Here is a 17,768-nt window from a genome sequence, read left to right as displayed (position 1 = left end):
GCCGAACCGACGCCCAATTTCCAGATCCGTCGCCAAATGGGCTCAGATGGCGGTTAAAACGGTATCCGTACGGCGGCCGACCATCAGGATCGTTGATGGGGGTGGACAAGGTTTAAATGCGCGACTGACCACAAACCTTTTAATGGAACGTCCGAGTCGCCAGCGACAACAGGAGCGGGACACGGAGCAGGAAACGGACGAATCGACGGTCTCCTGTCCGGAGTGTGACTCGGAGAACATCGTCACCGACGCCGACCAAGAGCTCGTCTGCGAGGACTGCGGGCTCGTGCTGGACGAACGGAACATCGACCGCGGCCCGGAGTGGCGCGCGTTCAACCACAACGAGCGGCAGTCGAAGTCGCGCGTCGGCGCCCCGATCACGGAGACGATGCACGACAAGGGGCTGACGACGACGATCGACTGGAAGGACAAGGACGCCTACGGGCGGTCGCTTTCCTCGGAGAAGCGCTCACAGATGCACCGCCTGCGCAAGTGGCAGGAGCGGATCCGGACCAAGGACGCGGGCGAGCGCAACCTCCAGTTCGCGCTCTCTGAGATCGACCGGATGGCGAGCGCGCTCGGTGTGCCGCGCTCGGTACGCGAGGTGGCGTCCGTCATCTACCGACGCGCGCTCAACGAGGACCTCATCCGAGGGCGCTCCATCGAGGGCGTCTCCACGGCCGCGCTGTACGCCGCCTGCCGACAGGAGGGGATCCCCCGCAGCCTCGACGAGGTCGCCGACGTCTCGCGGGTCCCGCAGAAGGAGATCGGCCGGACCTATCGGTACATCTCCCAAGAGCTCGGGCTGGAGCTGAAGCCGGTCGACCCCAAGCAGTTCGTCCCGCGGTTCGCGTCCTCGCTCCAGCTCTCCGAGGAGGTCCAGTCGAAGGCGACCGAGATCATCGACGTCTCCGCCGAGCAGGGGTTGCTCTCCGGAAAGTCGCCCACCGGCTTCGCTGCGGCCGCCATCTACGCGGCCTCGCTGCTCTGTAACGAGAAGAAGACACAGCGCGAGGTCGCCGACGTCGCGCAGGTCACCGAAGTCACCATCCGCAACCGGTACCAAGAGCAGATCGAAGCGATGGGGTTCCGCTAGGGGGGGTCCCGTTCGAAATCGCGGTGTCCGCTCCGTACCCGGCTTCGAGACAGTTGATCGGGTTTTTAATCGATACCCGCTGTACAGTGGAGTGAGATGTACTCAGAGATCCTCGTTCCGACCGACGGCGGTCCGGCGTCGGACGCCGCGATCGAGCACGCGATCGACCTCGCGGACCAGTACGGCGCGCGCCTCCACGCGCTGTACGTCGTCGACGGCGCGGCGTACTCCAGCCTCGAGGCGGGCGCGGAGATCGTCGTCGAGGCGCTCGAATCTGAGGGCGAGGAGGCGACCGGCCGTGTCGCGGACGCCGCCGCGGACGCCGGGGTCGAGTGCGTCACCAGCGTGACGTCGGGAACGGCCTACCGGTCGATCCACGACTACGTCGACGAACACGGCATCGACGTCGTGGTGATGGGGACGCACGGACGGAAGGGCCTCGACCGTTACCTGCTCGGGAGCGTCACGGAGCGCGTCGTCCGAACCTCTGACGTTCCGGTGTTGACCGTGCGACAGCCGACAGATGAGTAGCCGCAGCGTACTCGGCGAACGCGGGTGAGACCGATGCGCGACTGGCTCTCTCACCGCGTGGTCTCGTCGCCCGACGACACCGCCCTCGTCCGCGCCGAGGACGGCGAGGCGTGGAGCTACACCGACCTCGACCGCCTCGTCGCCGAGACGGCCGGCCGGCTCGTCGCCCACGGGCTGGGCGAGGGCGACCGCATCGGCGTGCTCACGCCCCCGTACGTGGGTACCGTCGGCCTCGTCCACGCGACGATGCGCATCGGGGCGACGTTCGTCCCGCTCGGCCAGGAGCTGACCGCGCGCGAGATCGCCGCGCGAATCGACCGGACCGACCTCGACGCCGTCGTCTGCGCGGAGCCGACCGAGCCGACGGCGACCGACGCGGCGGCGGAGATCGAGGGCGTCCCCGTCTACTCCGTCGACGACCCGACGAGCGCCGAAGTAACGGGGATCCACGACGTCGACCCGGCGTCGCTCGATCCGCCCGAGTGGTCGTTCGAGGACCCGCTCTGCGTGCTGTTCACCTCGGGGACCACCGGCGAGCCCAAGCCCGTGCCGCTGACCGCGGGCAACGTGTACAGCTCGGCAGTCGCTTCCGCGTTCCGCCTCGGCGTCGAGGCCGACGACCGGTGGCTGGTGTCGCTGTCGCTCCACCACATGGGCGGGCTCGCACCGGTGTACCGGTCGGTGCTGTACGGGACCACGCTCGTGTTGCGCGAGGGGTTCGACGCGGGCGGCACCGCCGACGACATCGACGCGTACGACGTGACCGGCGTCTCGCTCGTCCCGACGATGCTCAAGCGGATGCTCGACCGACGGGGGACGCTGTCGGACTCGCTCCGCGTGGTCCTCCTCGGCGGCGCCCCCGCGCCGGCGGAGCTGTTGGAGCGGTGTCGCGACTACTCGGTCCCCGTCTACCCGACGTACGGGATGACGGAGGCCGCCTCGCAGATCACGACCGCGACGCCGCGACAGACCAGAGACCGGATCGGGACGGTGGGCCGACCTCTCTTCGGCACCGACGTGACGGTCGTCGACGACGGCGACCCGGTCGAGACGGGCGAGACCGGCGAGATCGTCGTCAGCGGACCGACGATCACGCCGGGGTACCTCGTCGAAGACGAGGGAGACCCCCCCGACGCGGTCGGCGAGGGCGACGCGTCCCCGGGCGAGGCGATCGGTCTGAACGGGATCGACCTCGCAGACGTCGACCGATCCGATTTCGGCCCGTACGGACTTCACACGGGCGACGTCGGACGGTTCGACGAGGACGGCTACCTCCACGTGCTCAACCGCGTCGACGACCGGATCATCAGCGGCGGCGAGAACGTCGAACCCGGTGAGGTCGCGGACGTCCTCCGGGAGTACGACGAGGTCGACGACGTGGCGGTGGTCGGGCTCGACGACGAGGTGTGGGGCGAGCGCGTCGCGGCGCTCGTGGCCGTCGGCGACCGGTTCCCGTCGCCGGCGACGGCCTCCGTCGAGGGCGACGCCTCGGAACAGGGCGCGGCGGAACAGGGCGCCGTGGAACAGGACGCCTCGGAACAGGGCGCCTCGGAACAGAGCGCAGCGGAACAGGACGCCCCGGGCGACGAGCTCGTCGACGACGAGCCCGCGGAGCAGAGCGCGGGAACCGCGACGCCGACGGTCGAAGCCGGCGGCATCGGCCCCGCGCCGATCGACGAGACGGCGTTCGTCGCCTTCGCCCGGGAGCGACTCGCGCGGTTCAAGATCCCGAAGACGATCGCCTACGTCGACGAGCTGCCGCGGACCGTCTCGGGGACGGTCGACAGGGAGGCGACGCGCGCGCTCCTCCGAGAGCGCGGCGCGGACCCTCGACGGAACGTCGACGCAGACCTCGAAACCGCGGGATTCAAACCCGCCGACCCCGCCGAGCCGCCCGAATCGACCGAACCGCCGGCGGAGTCGGAGGAGGACTCGCCGAGCGAGGCGAACGCCTCGGAACCCGGTTCCGACGAGCCGAGCGGCGACGGCGCGGCCGCGGACGAGCCGAGCGACGACCCTGACGAGGTCGACATCGCCGACGCGGAGGAGATCGCGACCGAGCCGAGCGACGACGCTGCCGACGCCGCGGAGTCCGGTGACACGGCCGCTGTCGAGGCGGGAGAACGGGACGGCGACGGAGACGACGCGAGCGCGGGCGACGAGGAGTAAACTCCCCCGAAGTTCTCCGTTGTTCCACGAACGTTTTGCCCGCGGAGTCCTCACGGGTCGTATGGAGCTGCTCGACGACAGCATCGTGCCGGAGCGCGCGCGAGACGTCAAACAGGAGGCCCGCGAGTTCGCCGACGAGTACATCGCCCCGAACGCCGAGGAGTACTACGAGTCGGGTGAGTACCCGTGGGAGGTCCTCGAGGCGGGGATGGACGCCGGCCTCGTCGCACAGGACATCGGCGAGGAGTACGGCGGGAAGGGGTTCGACCTCGCGCAGGTGCTGGCCATCGCGGAGGAGTTCTACCGCGCCGACGCCGGCATCGCGCTCACGCTCCAGCTCGCCAGCTTCGGGGCGGAGATGGTCGAGGATTACGGCACGGAGGAACAGAAAGAGGAGTACCTCCGCCCGGTCGCGGAGAACGACCAGATCTCGGGGCTCGCGGTCTCCGAGCCGCAGACCGGCTCGGACCTCGCGGGGATGACGACGAAGGCAGAGAAGGTAGAGGGCGGCTACGAGCTCACCGGCGAGAAGTACTGGGTCGGCAACGCGGTGGAGGCCGACTGGCTCACCGTCTACGCCAAGACCGGCGAGAGCGACGACCGCTACTCGAACTACACCCTGTTCATCGTCGAGACCGACTCGGACGGCTACGAGGCCGAGCACATCCCCGAGAAGATGGGGATGCGCGCGTCCAAGCAGGGCCACATCGTCTTCGAGGACTGCTTCGTGCCGGAGGAGAACGTCGTCGGCAGCGAGGGCGGCGGCTTCTACGTCCTCGCGGACTTCTTCAACCACGGCCGCGTCATCGTCGGCGGCCACGGGCTCGGGCTCGCGGCCGCGGCCATCGAGGAGGCGGAGGCGTTCATCGACGAGCGCGAGGCGTTCGGCCGCACCATCGACGACTTCCAGGCCGTCCAGCACACCATCTCGGACATGCGGATCGGGTTCGAGTCGGCGCGGGCGCTCAACTGGCGCGCCTGCGAAAAGGTCGCGAACAACGAGGACGCCGGCTACTGGGCCGCGCTGGCGAAGACGAAGTCGACGGAGGTAGCAACCGACTGCGCCGAGCAGGGCATGAAGCTCCACGGGGGCCGCTCGATCCTCACCGACCGCCGGATCGCCCGCGTCTACCGCGACGTGCGCATTCCGGTGATCTACGAGGGCGCCAACGACATCCAGCGCAACCTCATCTACCGGCAGTCGCGCTGAGCGGCCGTTGTTAAACTGAGTTCACAGCGTCGCGGCCGCCCGCTTCAGCGCCTCTCGCCCGTCGGTCGCGATCGGGTCGCCGTGCCCGGCGCAGGCGACCTCGAACGCCGGGGCGCGTTCGGCGAGCCCGCGCACGCTCGTCGCGACCGCGTCCGTGTCGTAGCTGATCACCCAGCCGGAGGGCTTCAGGTCGCCGTCCGACGCCGAGACGAGGTCGCCGAGCAGTCCGACCCCCAGTTCCTCGCTGACGTACGCGACGTGGCCCGGCGTGTGCCCGGGCGTGTGGTAGGCGGTGAACGAGCCGACCTCCTCGCCGTCGCGGACGCCGACGACGTCGAGGTCTGGGAGATCGGTGACGAGCCCGCCGAGCCGCTGGATCAGTCCTTTGTGGTTCCGGAGGGGCGGCGACCGCGCTCCGCGGATGAGTTGCGCGTCGAAGCCGTACGCGCGGACCGGTGCGTCGAGGTCGGGCGCGAGCGCCGCCAGCGTCCCGACGTGGTCGAGGTCGTAGTGGGTGAGGAGGACGCGACCGATCTCCGAAACCTCGACGCCGGCCTCGTCGAGGCCGCTCCGGATCGCCGCCTCGTCCCACGGCGTGCCGGCGTCGACGAGCGTCGGCACGTCGTCGGAGACGAGGTACGCGTTGACTCCGCGACAGTCGAGCCGCCAGACGCCGTCCGCGATCTCCGTCGCCATGTCCGTCGGGTACGGCCCGGAACGGAATGAACGCTGTCGTGGCGGAACCGCGGGGAACGCGGCCACCGCGGAGCCCAGCGGACGCCGTCGGCGGCGCTGGCGACGAAAGCGCCAAGACGCCGGGGCGACACCACGGGGTATGCGACTCCAGGACTACTGGGGGATCGGGCCCAAGACGAGCGAGCGGCTCGTCGAGGCGCTCGGGACCGAGCGGGCGGTCGAGGCGATCGAGTCGGCCGACGTCCGCGCGCTCGTCGACGCCGGGCTCCACCGCGGCCGCGCGACCCGCATCCTCCGCCGGGCTAACGGCGAGGCCGGCATGGACGTGCTCGCGACGGGCGACGCGCGCTCGGTGTACGACGACCTCCTCGGACTCGCGGCCGACGCCGCGCTGACAGCCCACGCGGCGGACCGGATCCGGGTGTTGACCCCGCTGCTCGACCGCGACGCCGTCGAGGAACGACTGGATCGGGTGGTCGCCGCCCGCGACGCGTGGAGCGGCCTCGACGAGGCGGACCGCGAGGCCGTCGCCGACGCCTTCGCGGCGTACGACGAGGCGGACGGGTCCGACCTCGCCGCGGTCGAGACCGCCGTCGCGCTCCGCGAGGCGGGATTGACCGACGGCCCCTTCGCGAACGTGGGCGCGCTCGACGGCGACCGCCTGCGCGACGCGGCCGACGCGCTCGCCGACGTGCGTGGCTCGATCGACCCCGCCGGCGATCTCGGCGGGGAGGACATCGAGATCGCGAGCGGCGCCGACGCGGAGCTGGACCGCCTGCGCGAGCAGCTGTCGGCCGCGCGCGACCTCGCCGACTCCGCGTTCGACGTGCTCGAATCGGTCCGCGACGGGAGCCTCCGCGACTTCGAGGCGCTGGAGGCGGCGACCATCGAGCACGTCGCGCGCGAGACGGAGGTCGATCCCGCGACGGTCCGCTCGGCGGCGCCCGACGAGGCGCTCGACGCCGCCGACTTCGTCTCCGGGACGCTGCGCGACCTCGTCGCCGAACTCGAGTCGGCAGTCGACGAGCGCGAGGCCGCGGTCGCGGCCGACATCCGCGAGCGGCTTGGCGACGAGCCGGAGGCCGACGAAGACGGCGTCGACGCGGACGACGGCGAAACCACCGTCGCCCGCGCCGCGACGGCGGTCTCCGACGCCGCGTTCCTCCTGTCGCTCGGACGGTTCGCGGCCGAGAACGGCCACGTCCGACCGACGCTCGTCGACGACGGCATCGCCGTGCGCGGCGCGCGGAACCCCTTCCTCGGCGGCGAGGTCCAGCCCGTCTCCTACGGCGTCGGCTCGCACTCGCTGGCGGACGAGGCGGGCGTCGCGAGCGCGGACGCCCCGCCGACCGGCGACCGCGTGAGCGTCCTCACCGGGGCGAACTCCGGCGGGAAGACGACGCTCTTGGAGACCCTCTGTGCGGTGGCGCTGCTCGCGTCGATGGGGCTGCCCGTGCCCGCCGACGCGGCCGAGGTGGGGACGTTCGACCGGATCGTCTTCCACCGACGGCACGCCTCCTTCAACGCCGGGGTGCTGGAGTCGACGCTGAAGTCGGTCGTCCCGCCGCTGACCGCGGACGGCCGGACGCTGATGCTCGTCGACGAGTTCGAGGCGATCACGGAGCCGGGCCGGGCCGCCGACCTGTTGAACGGGCTGGTGACGCTCACCGTCGACCGCGGCGCGCTCGGCGTCTACGTCACGCACCTCGCCGAGGACCTGAGCCCGCTGCCCGACGCCGCCCGGATCGACGGCATCTTCGCGGAGGGGCTGACGAACGACCTCGAACTCCGCGTCGACTACCAGCCGCGGTTCGAGACTGTCGGGAAGTCCACGCCGGAGTTCATCGTCTCGCGGCTGGTCGCGAACGCGGGCGACCGCGGCGTCCGGGCTGGCTTCGAGCACCTCGCGGGCGCGGTCGGCGAGGAGGCCGTCCAGCGAACGCTCTCCGACGCCGAGTGGGCGGCGAACGATGAGTGAGGAGGGGAGCGGTCGGGACTCCGGACCCGACCGGATCCGGTCGATCGCCGTCCACCGCGAGGACGTGGCGAACGCGCTCGAAGCCACCCTCCGGAGCGACCGCGAGGTCGTGCTCCGCGCGACGCCGCCCTTCTCCGGGCGGATGCGCGCCCGCCTCCACGCGCTCGATGCGGGCGGGAACGGGAACGACGGCGGGGATCCGGGGAGCGCCGACGGCTCCGACGCCCCCGGGCCGCTTCATATCGACCCCCGGGACCTCGTCCCGGACGTCCCGCCGTACCCGGAGCCGGACGAGACCGCGAGCGAGCATCCTGACGCCGACCTCGAGGCTCGACGGGAGCGACACGCGGAGGCCGTCGAGGCGTGGCGCGAGCGCGTCCGGGAGCGCGTCGGCTCGACGGTCGAGATCGAGGTCGACGACGAGACCCGCACCGTCGACGTGGTCGGGCTCGGATAAATCGGAGTTCCCCGTCCTGCCTACAGCCGTAACCGCTCGACAGCGGTGCCGGCGGCCTCGAAGTCGTCGTCGGTCGCGGCCGCGACCACGACGGTGTCCGCGTCGGTGTCGGCGTCGAGGTCGGCCTCGAAGGCGCCGGCGTCGTCCGGCGTCACGAACCGCGAGGTCGTTCGGGTGTGGACCGCGACGGTGTCCGCGTCCGTCTCGCCCGCGATGACGACCGAGTCCTCGACGAACTCGGCGGTGGCCGTCAGGTCGGGGCCGGCCGGGCGGTCGCGCTCGACGTAGCGGTCGCGGACGACGGTCGGCGTCTCCACCGGTTCGCCCGCGTCGACGCCGTGCGCCAGCCGGACGAAGCCGGCCATCGACCACGCGAGGGGGGTCGCCCCCCCGGTGCCCTCGCCGAACTCCCAGCCGTACTTCGTCGGGTGCTCGCGGTCCCACACCTGCTCGGGCAGCATCAGTCCGGAGTTGCCGAACCCGGCCATCGTCTCCAGCAGCGCCTCCGGTTCGAGCATCTCGTCGTCGGTGCCGCCGAAGGCGTCCGGACCGTCGGCGCGGGCGCGCAGTTCGTACTCGCCGCGCTCGCCGGTGAAGATGGGCCAGAGGCGCCCGCGGCCGTCGCCCGTGCCGGCCCACGGCGCGCCGGGATCGCCGACGGCGATCTCGCCGTACGCGTCGCCAACGTACCGGTACCAGGCGGCGCCGTGCGGCGTGTCGACGCGGATCGAGTCGTCGACGACGGAGACGGAGTTGCGGACGACCGCGTCGTCGGCGGGCTTGATCCCCAGCCGGACGAGCTCGAGGAAGCCGCCGTCGACGATCTCCCGCTCGTCGTAGGTGGGGCCGTCGTTGGCGATGGTGCGGGGCCGGCCGGAGTCGGGGTCCCCGTCCGCCGTGATCCGAAGGTAGTACGGCGTCCGGTCGTGGCGGTCGGTGCCGGTCGCGGTCGCGCACCACTCCTCGACGCGCGCCGTCCAATCGTCCGCGAGCGCGAGCCACGCGAGCGCGTCGGCGCGCAGCTCGTCGGGCGACGCCACGGCGTCGCTCCCGGAGTCGTCTCCCTCGCGTCGGTCGGCCTCTGCGAGCGCGAGCGCCGCGCCGCAGACCAGGCCGGCGATCTCGGCCGCGATGCTCGACGGCGAGTAGCCGGCCTCCTCCTCCCAGCGCTCCTGGGCGGTCTCGGGGCCGTTCTCGGCGATGTAGTCGAGCGAGCGGGCGACCTGGTCGTAGGTGTAGCCGGCGTCGTCGAGCGTCACGCCGCGCTCGTACAGCTGCCAGGCCATCACCGAGGGGAACCCGATGTTGTCCATCTGCTCGCCGCCCCACCGGGTCCGGCCGTCGATGTAGGTGTTCTGCGGGAGGAACCCGTCGTCGTCCTGCTGGGTGTTGTACAGGTACGCCAAGGCGTCCGCGCCGCGCTCGAGCTCGTCCATCTCGATCAGCGCGGTGAACACCTGGTAGAGGTCCCGCGACCAGACGAAGTTGTAGCCGTAGCCGCGGTCCTCCGCGGCGTACTCCGTCTCGCCCCACGGGACGGAGGGGCTCGCGATCCCCGCGCCGTCGTGGGCCTTGTCCTCGACGGCGGCTAGCGTCATCAAGGCGAAGCGGTACTGCGCCGCGAGGTCCGGGTCGCCCGCGACCGAGTCGGGGAGGTCGCGGTCAGCGAGCCACGACCGCCACGTCTCGGCGTACGCGTCCGCGGCGTCGTCGAATCCGCGCCCGAGCGCGCCCTCCGCCTCGCCGAGGGCGGCCGCGGTGTCCGAGTCTTCGGCGAACCCGAGCGCGACCGTGTCCGCGACGGTCGCGCCGCTCCCGACGAGGCCGGCCAGCACGACGTTGCCGACCGCCTCGGCCGACTCCTCGACCCGCTCGCCGTCGCCGAACAGCGCGTCCGCCGCGTCGCCGCCGGCCGCGAGCGCGCTGGCCCAGTCGAACCCGTCGCCGCTCGCCAAGGCGAGCGCGGGGTCGAACGGCTCGCCCTCGTCGTCGACCAGCTTGCCCGGGTCGCGGTCGGGGGTGTCCTTCCGCGCGAGCAGGTGGGCCCCCGCCTCGCCGTCGACGCGCTCGGCGTGGTCGTTCGTGCCGACGTTGGCGATCGTCGCGTCCGCGAGCGCGTACACGTCGTACTCGCGGCTCCCCTCGAACCGGACGTCCGCGAGGATCGCGGTCCCGTCGGTGTCGACCGCGTACTCGACGCGGAGCGTCCAGGAGTGCCCGTGGCCGTCGCCGGTCTCGCGGATCGTCTGGACGTACGCGAGCGCGTCGTCGGCCGCCGGCTCCGTCGTCCGCTCTATCGTCTCCGTGGCCGTGACGTGACCCGTCTCGTCGAACGTCCGGATCGCGTACTCGGAGTCGGGGTCGGCGACGAGGAAGTCGAACGTCCGGACGTTCATCACGTCGATCCGGGGGAACCGCGCCTCGGTGAGCGCCCCCTCGGTGAGCGTGAACCACACCGGAACCGGCTCGTCGGCCTCGTAGTCGGCCGGCGTGCCGACGCCGAACTTCCGGCCGGTCGTCCAGTGCGGCGCCGCCTCGGGGCCCGTCTCGCGGTCGTGCGGGACCGGGAGCTCGCCGTGGCTCGCGAGCGTCACCGTCGCGTCGATCCGCAGCGCGTGCGACCACGCGATCGGCGTCGCGCTGTCGAGGTCGCCGTCGTCGAACGCCTGCTCCGCGAACAGCCCCGCCTCGTTGACGAAGGGGCCGTCGGGTTCGCAGAGCGCGTACAGGTCGCGGGCGTCGGCGAACAGCGGTCCGGCTGCCCCGCCGCGCTCCTCGACGACGCCGGCGAGCGTCGCCGCCGCGGTCGCGCCCCACAGCGTCGCGATGGACCACACCTTCGCGGCGCCCTGTTCGGCCGTGCGCCAGTCGTCGCCGGTGAACCTGACGAGCCCCTCCACCGAGGCGGTCTCGCGGCGGAGCGCGTCGATCGACTGCCGGACGTGGGTGTTGACGCGGTCGAGGAAGCGGTCGAACTCGCTGCTCTCGACGGGATCGATCGAGCCGGAGCCGTCGGTCGCGGCGTCGTCGGCCGCGGAGCCGTCGGCGCTCGGGTCGTCTCCCGCTCCGGCCTCGTCGTCGATCAGGGCGGCGTACTCGGCGGCCGCGGTCGCGAGCGCGAAGGTGCTGGCGTCGGCGCGGGCGTCCTGGCTCTCCTCGCTGGCGCGCTGGAGGAACCGCTCCGTGTCGGGGTTCCAGCGCGCGTCGAGCCCCGACAGCGCCGCGTCCGCGGCGTCGGCGGCGTCGGCGCGGAGGTCCTCGTCGACCGGCGCGCGCGCCACCGCGGCGAACGCCCGGAGGTACTCGGCGCCGGTGTGGGTGAACCGGCCGAGCGCGTTCTCCCAGCAGTTCTGACACCGGCGCGGGAGCCCGTCCTCCTCGGTCGTTTCGAAGAGGAACTCGACGGCGTCCGCGATCGTCTCGTCGACGCGGTCGCGCCACTCGGTCGGGAGGTCCGCCTCGCGGCGCAAGGTCGCGAGGAAGGCGACGACCGTCGCGGGCTGGTCGAGCTGGTCGTTCGGGCCCGGCGTCGCGTTCGCGCCCTCGATCCGGGCGTTCGCCCAGCCGGGCGCGACCTTGCCCGAGTCGGCCCACACGCGGTGGGGCCACGAGCCGTCGGCGTCCTGGGTGCGGCAGAAGAAGCTCGCGGCCGCGAGCAGCTCCTCGTCGGCGTCGAGGCCGAGCTCCTCGCTGGCGCCGAGCAGCGCGGTCGACACCGTCGCCTCGTCGCGGAACCAGGTGTAGCCGTAGCCGCCGGAGGTGGAGTAGAAGGGGTCGAACTCGGGGGCGGCGATCCGGCCGCCGGACTCCGCTGTGAGCAGGTCGAGCGCGCGGAGGTCGCTGGCGATCACCGACCGGCGGGGGGCGTCCGCGGGCACGTCCGGACCGCGACCGTCAGCGGCCTCCCGGAGGTCGTCGGCGTCGGGGTAGGCGGTGGCGATGTTCGAGACCGCCTCGATGCGGCGCTGGCGGTCGATCCCGTCGGTGAGCGCGTCCTTCGCGTCGTCGCCGGTATCGCGCGTCGCCCGGCGGTCGACGACGGCGCGGCCGGCGAGCGTGACCCGCTCCGTTCGCCCGTCGCGCTCGAAGGGCGCGCGGACGACGACGTCGGGGGTGAGCCGCGAGTCCTCGCGCCGGTCTATCTCGCCGCGGTGCGGGAACCCGTCGCCGCCCTCGCCGAGCAGTTCCGGGATCGTCCGCAGGCGTTGGCCGTGGGCGTTCGAGAGGCCGGTGGACGCGGTGAGGAAGTCGTGTTCGGTGCGGTGGTACACCTCGACGACGCCGCCGTCCGCGGGACCGGCCCCGTCGTGGACCATGTTGCCGACCCGCCCCTCGACCATGTCGGGCGAGAACGCGTAGGCGGCGACGAGCTCGGCGTCGGCCGGCGGCGAGCCGCGGAGCTCGACGTGGGTGAGGTGCGTGTCGCTCACGATTAGGTCGAACTGGTGGATCGTGTAGCGGCCGGCGTCGTACTCGGTCTCGACGAGCGGCGTGTCGCCGTCGTAGTGCTGGCGGGTCGTCTCAAGGTCGTCGAACCAGCGGACGCCGCGCCCGGCGGTTATCCCCATCCGGAGGCGGTCGGCGCCGCCGACCTCGGAGAGGGAGTACGAACAGTCGTGGACGGTCCCGTCCGGCCCCACGTGGACCAGTCGGCCGTCGTCGCCGGTGAACGCGCCGGCGGTCATCGAGTGCTCCGCCGGGTAGCGCTCCCCGCGCCGACGTTCGTGCTCCGTAAGGGCGGTACGCAGTCGCATACCCGCCCTGCGCCGGCCGGAGTAAAAGCCTTGACGACCGCGGCGGAGACCGCGAGCCGCCGAGCGAGGCGACACCGAAACAAGAGCAACACCGAAGGCCCCGGGTGCCGATGGGCGTCACATGCACCACCCCGGACCCCCGCGCTTCCTCGCGACCGGCGAGCGGACGGAGCTGGCACCGAGAGACCCGGACCCCGACGCCGCGTACGCGTGGCGCGTCGCGGACGCGCCGCCAGACAGCGAGGCGACCGTCGGCGACGACCCCGTGACCGAGTTCACGCCCGACGTACCGGGGCGCTACCTGCTCGGCCTCGACGCGCCGGACGGCGACCACCTGCTCACGGTCCGCGCGTTCCCCGCGAGCTACGAGGGCGTCGACGTCGCCGGCGGGAGCGGCACCGCGATACGCGACCGCGACGCGGGCGACGTCGACGCCCCGGTCGACTACGCCGCCCGCGAGCGACACGAAGGGGTCGGTAAACCCCGCGTACGGGTGGACGCGAGCGTCGCGTCCGGCGACGACGCCGGGAGGAGGGGCGAAGCCGTGTTCACCGCGGTCCCCTCGCCGAACCCCGAGTCATCGCTCGACGCCGACGACTTGGCGGTGACGTTCGTCGTCGACGACCGCGACGTCGCCGACGCCGTCGCGGCGGGACGCGCGAACCCGCGGGACGCGCTCCGCGTGACCGGGGAGGGCCGCGAACTCCGCGTGCCGCTCGACGCGGTGCCCGAGCGGCTCCGGGTTCACGCCGTCGCCGTCGCGCGGGACCCGGGCGAGGACCCGCGCGTGAGCGTCGCCGACGCGGCCGCCGTGAAGCGGGTCGGCAGTAGCCCGTCCGCGCTCGACGACGCCGCCGAGGGCGAGGCCGTGTTGACGCCGGACACGCCCGAGTTCGAGACTGTCCGACTCAACGAGCCGCCGGGGTGGACCCGCGAGGCCTCCGTCTACGAGGTGTTCGTCCGCACCTTCGCGGACGCCGAGGAGGGCGAGGGGTTCGACGCCATCGCCGAGCGGATCCCGCGGATCGCGGAGCTCGGCGTGGACACGCTGTGGCTCACCCCGGTCCTCGGCCACGACGGGAAGCAGCACGGGTACAACATCGTCGACTTCTTCGACACCGCCGACGACCTCGGCGAGCGCGAGGACTTCGAGGCGCTCGTCGAGACCGCCCACGACCACGGGATGCGCGTGCTGTTCGACTTCGTCGCCAACCACACCGCGCGCGACCACGAGTGGTTCCGGGACGCGTATCAGAACCCCGACTCGCCGTTCCGCGACCGCTACGAGTGGCAGGAGTCGGGCGAGCCGGGCACCTACTTCGACTGGGAGCTGATCGCGAACCTGAACCACGCGAACCTCGACGTGCGGCGGTTCCTGCTCGACGTGATCGACGAGTGGGCGCCGCTCGTCGACGGGTTCCGCTGCGACATGGCGTGGGCGGTCCCCGACTCGTTCTGGCGCGAACTCCGCGACCGCGTGAAGGACATCGACCGGGAGTTCCTCCTGATGGACGAGACGATCCCGTACATTCCCGGCTTCCACGAGGGGATGTTCGACGTCCACTTCGACGCGACGCTGTACTTCCAGCTCCGGCAGGTCGGCCGCGGGGCCGAGCCCGCCAGCACCGTCCTCGACGCGGTCGACCAGCGCGCCGAGATCGGGTTCCCGGACCACGCCGAGTTCCTCCAGTACATCGAGAACCACGACGAGACGCGCTACCGCGTCGAGTGCGGCGACGCCGCCGCGGCCGCCGCGGGCGCGGCGATCATGACGCTGCCGGGCGTCCCGATGGTGTACGCCGGCCAGGAGATCGGTCAGCGCGGGCGCCGGGACGCGATCGCGTGGGACCACGCGCGCGAGGAGGTCCGCGACCGCTACGAGCGCCTGCTCGAAACGCGGCGGGAGCACCCGGCACTCGGACCCGAGGGCGACCTCTCCCGCGTCGGCTACCACGTCGCGAGCGGCGATCTCTCCGAGCGGCCGATCGTCGCCAGCGGCGACGTCCACCCGGACGACGTGGTCGCGTTCCGTCGGCAAGACGGCGAGGAGGACCTCGTCGTCGTCCTCAACTTCGCGCCCGCAGACGCGAGCGTCGCGGTCGAGGTCGACCACGGCGAGCGCGACGTAGTGACCGGCGAGCGGTGTATCGTCGAGGACGGCGAGGGGACCGAGCGGCTCCGCGTCGACGAGGTGGCGGTGGTGCGGGTCGTAGGGGAGTAGGCGGCCCTCTCGCTCCGGCGGTCCGTTTCGCGAGTCGCTCTCGGCCGCGACCCGCCCGGACGCAACGCTTGAGTCGGTGGGGGTCGCAGGGTGGCGTATGCGATTCGACCGCTCCGACGCCGTCTTCTGTCACGTCACCTCGCTGCCGGGGGCGTACGGGATCGGCGACCTCGGCGAGGGCGCGCGCGAGTTCCTCTCGTTCCTCGGCGACGCCGGCGTCGACCACTGGCAGATCTGTCCGATCGGGCCGACCATCTCCGCGGCCGGTGAGTCGCCGTACCAGTCGCCGTCGGCGTTCGCCGGCAACCCCCTGTTCGTCGACCCCGAGGGGCTCGTCGACGACGGCTGGCTCGACGAGGGGGACCTCGAACCCGTGCCCGAGTTCCCGACCGGCCGCGTCGACTACGACGCGGTCCGCGAGTACAAGCTCCCGCTGTTACGGACCGCGTTCGACCGGTTCGAGGAGCGGGCGAGCGACGACGACCGCGCGGCGCTCGACGAGTTCCGCGAGCGCGAGCCGTGGCTCGCCGACTACGCGCTGTTCCGGGCGCTCTCCGACGCGCGGCCGGAGGACGTCTGGACCGAGTGGCCGGCGCCGCTGCGGACGCGCGACCCCAAGGCGCTGGCCGACGCGCGCGAGGAACACGCTCGCGAGGTCCGGTTCCGCGAGTTCGTCCAGTGGACGTTCGACCGCCAGTGGCGCGACCTGCGCGCGGTCGCGGCCGATGAAGGGGTGTCGATCGTCGGCGACGTGCCGATCTACGTCGCGCTCGACTCCGCGGACGTGTGGGCGAGCCCGGAGGCGTTCCGGCTCGACGAGGGGAACCGGCCGACCGCGGTCGCCGGCGTCCCGCCGAACGCCGGTGACACTGGACAGCGCTGGGGGAACCCGCTGTACGACTGGGAGCACCTCGCCGAGACCGGGTACGACTGGTGGCTCGACCGCTTCCGCCGGCTGTTCGACCTCGCGGACGTGGCGCGGCTCGACCACTTCCTCGGGTTCGTGACCTACTGGGCGATCCCGGCCGACAGCGACGACCCCGCGGCCGGCGAGTGGCGCGACGGGCCGGGGCGCGACCTCTTCGAGACGGTCGAGCGCGAGCTCGGTCAGGCCCCCTTCATCGCCGAGGACCTCGGCTTCGAGGAGCCGGCGATGGACGAGCTGATGGCCGAGTTCGGCTTCCCCGGCATGCGCGTCCCGCAGTACGCGGACTGGTGCGCGGAGGGGAACGAGTACCAGCCGATGCACTACGGCGAGGGGGTCGTCGGCTACACCTCGACGCACGACACGGACACGTGGGCCGGCTACTTCGAGGACCTCCCGGACGAGCAGCGCGACTGCTTCCGGTACAACGTCGGGTCCGACCCCGACGAGCCGAGCGAGTGGGCGATCATCGACGCGGTGTGGGGCTCGGACGCCATCCTCGCGGTGACGACGCTCCAGGACCTGCTCGGGCTCGGCAGCGACGCGCGGTTCAACGAGCCCGGCACCCTCGACGGCAACTGGGAGTGGCGAGTCGACCGCGACGCGCTCGACGACGAAATCGCGGACCGGCTGTGGGAACTGGGCGGAAAACACGTGCGCTGAGCCGTGACGGGAGCCCTCCCCGACGCGCCGGTCGTCAACGTCCTGGTGATCGTCGCCGCGACCGGGTTCATCTGGCTCGGGAGCGGCTGGTTAGAGGAGGCCGCCGAGGCGCTCTCCGGGTACTACGGGCTCCCGGCCGTGGTCCAGGGCTCGGTCGTCGTCGCGGTCGGGTCGAGCTTCCCGGAGCTCGTGAGCGTGCTGGTCACCGCCCTCACCGGCGTCTTCGACATGGGCGTGGGCGCGTTGGTCGGGTCGGCCATCTTCAACGTCCTCGTTATCCCGGCCGCGTCGGGACTGAGCGGCGACAGCGATCTGGAGGCCAACCGGGCGATCGTGTACAAGGAGGCGCAGTTCTACATGCTCGCGGTGTCGGCGCTGGTCGTGACGTTCGCGCTCGCGGTCATCTACTTCCCCGTGTCGACGGATCCGATCGTCGGGACGATGCCGCGCTCGCTCGCGGTCATCCCGCTCGGGCTGTACGGACTGTACCTCTTCATCCAGTATCAGGACGTCGACGACGCGGGGATCGAGCGCGTTCGCGACGGGGTCGACGTCCCCCGCGAGTGGGGCAAGCTGGCGGCCGGGCTCGGGCTCATCGTCGTCACGGTCGAGCGGCTCGTCGCGTCGGTCGAATCGCTCGGCGCCACGTTCGGGATCCCAGAGTTCCTCGCCGGCGTCACGGTCGTCGCCGCGGCGACGAGCCTGCCGGACGCGCTGGTGAGCGTCCGGACCGCGCGCGAGAACCGTGGGACGACGAGCCTCGGGAACGTCCTCGGGTCGAACACCTTCGACCTGCTCGTCGCGATCCCGCTCGGCGTCCTTATCGTCGGCGAGGTCGCCGTCAACTTCTCGACGGCGGTACCGATGCTCGGCGTGTTGACCGTCGCGACCGTCCTGCTGTTCGTGACGCTCCGGACGAGCCTCGCGCTCGACGAGCACGAGTCGTACGCGCTGCTCGCGGCCTACGGGCTGTTCGTCGCGTGGGTCGTCGCCGAGAGCGTCGGAGCGACGAGCGTGCTCAGGGGCGTGTGAGGCCCGTCGCGGTCGTCGGTCGGTCTCGGGCACCGG

Annotated in this window: 11 protein-coding genes; 9 read left to right on the top strand and 2 right to left on the bottom strand. The window is 72.2% G+C overall.

The features are described from left to right. Nucleotides 1-142: 142 nt before the first annotated feature. The 4 genes from C470_RS00635 to C470_RS00620 all read left to right on the top strand — a co-directional run bounded on the left by C470_RS00635 (nt 143) and on the right by C470_RS00620 (nt 5,006). The gene (locus C470_RS00635) at nt 143-1,096 is read left to right on the top strand and encodes a transcription initiation factor IIB (protein ID WP_004598548.1); all 954 of its coding nucleotides are present in this window, start codon (nt 143-145) and stop codon (nt 1,094-1,096) included. Between the two features lie 96 nt (nt 1,097-1,192). After that, nucleotides 1,193-1,627, top strand: coding sequence for a universal stress protein (locus C470_RS00630; RefSeq protein WP_007344639.1), 435 nt, complete (start codon nt 1,193-1,195; stop codon nt 1,625-1,627). Nucleotides 1,628-1,660: 33 nt separating this feature from the next. Next, nucleotides 1,661-3,796 carry an AMP-binding protein gene (locus tag C470_RS00625; protein ID WP_008364530.1) on the top strand — a complete coding sequence of 712 codons (2,136 nt, stop codon included), beginning with the start codon at nt 1,661-1,663 and terminating at the stop codon, nt 3,794-3,796. 61 nt (nt 3,797-3,857) lie between these two features. Then, nucleotides 3,858-5,006 carry an acyl-CoA dehydrogenase family protein gene (locus C470_RS00620; RefSeq protein ID WP_008364529.1) on the top strand — a complete coding sequence of 383 codons (1,149 nt, stop codon included), beginning with the start codon at nt 3,858-3,860 and terminating at the stop codon, nt 5,004-5,006. 21 nt (nt 5,007-5,027) lie between these two features. On the opposite strand, the gene C470_RS00615 is transcribed toward C470_RS00620, so the two are convergent. After that, the gene (locus C470_RS00615; RefSeq protein ID WP_008364527.1) at nt 5,028-5,702 is read right to left on the bottom strand and encodes an MBL fold metallo-hydrolase; all 675 of its coding nucleotides are present in this window, start codon (nt 5,700-5,702) and stop codon (nt 5,028-5,030) included. A gap of 139 nt (nt 5,703-5,841) precedes the next feature. Here C470_RS00615 and C470_RS00610 point away from each other — a divergent pair, with 139 nt between their 5' ends. Then, on the top strand, nt 5,842-7,680 hold the full coding sequence (locus C470_RS00610; RefSeq protein WP_008364526.1) for a MutS-related protein: 1,839 nt from the start codon (nt 5,842-5,844) through the stop codon (nt 7,678-7,680). Then, complete coding sequence (locus C470_RS00605; RefSeq protein ID WP_008364525.1) at nt 7,673-8,137, top strand: hypothetical protein; 465 nt, start codon at nt 7,673-7,675, stop codon at nt 8,135-8,137. Before C470_RS00610 ends, C470_RS00605 begins: the two co-directional genes overlap by 8 nt. Before the next feature lie 20 nt (nt 8,138-8,157). Here the strand turns inward: C470_RS00605 and C470_RS00600 are convergent, their stop codons facing one another. Then, complete coding sequence (locus C470_RS00600) at nt 8,158-12,891, bottom strand: glycoside hydrolase family 15 protein (RefSeq protein ID WP_193365824.1); 4,734 nt, start codon at nt 12,889-12,891, stop codon at nt 8,158-8,160. Between the two features lie 121 nt (nt 12,892-13,012). Between C470_RS00600 and malA the strand changes: the two genes are divergently transcribed. The 3 genes from malA (at nt 13,013) to C470_RS00585 (ending at nt 17,732) form a co-directional block, all read left to right on the top strand. After that, nucleotides 13,013-15,112, top strand: a complete 2,100-nt coding sequence (malA, locus tag C470_RS00595; protein ID WP_008364523.1) for an alpha-amylase MalA — start codon at nt 13,013-13,015, stop codon at nt 15,110-15,112. Between the two features lie 97 nt (nt 15,113-15,209). Next, nucleotides 15,210-16,700 (top strand): 4-alpha-glucanotransferase, encoded by a 1,491-nt coding sequence (gene malQ / locus C470_RS00590; protein WP_008364522.1) that lies wholly within the window; start codon nt 15,210-15,212, stop codon nt 16,698-16,700. 3 nt (nt 16,701-16,703) lie between these two features. Further along, entirely contained in the window at nt 16,704-17,732 is a 1,029-nt protein-coding gene (locus tag C470_RS00585; RefSeq protein ID WP_007344631.1) for a sodium:calcium antiporter, read from the top strand. Nucleotides 17,733-17,768 lie beyond the last annotated feature (36 nt).

This window comes from Halorubrum distributum JCM 13561 (genome assembly GCF_000337395.1).
Taxonomy (GTDB): Archaea; Halobacteriota; Halobacteria; order Halobacteriales; family Haloferacaceae; genus Halorubrum; species Halorubrum distributum.
Note: the sequence above shows the minus strand (reverse complement) of the source record. Positions and strands in the feature narration are given on the sequence as shown.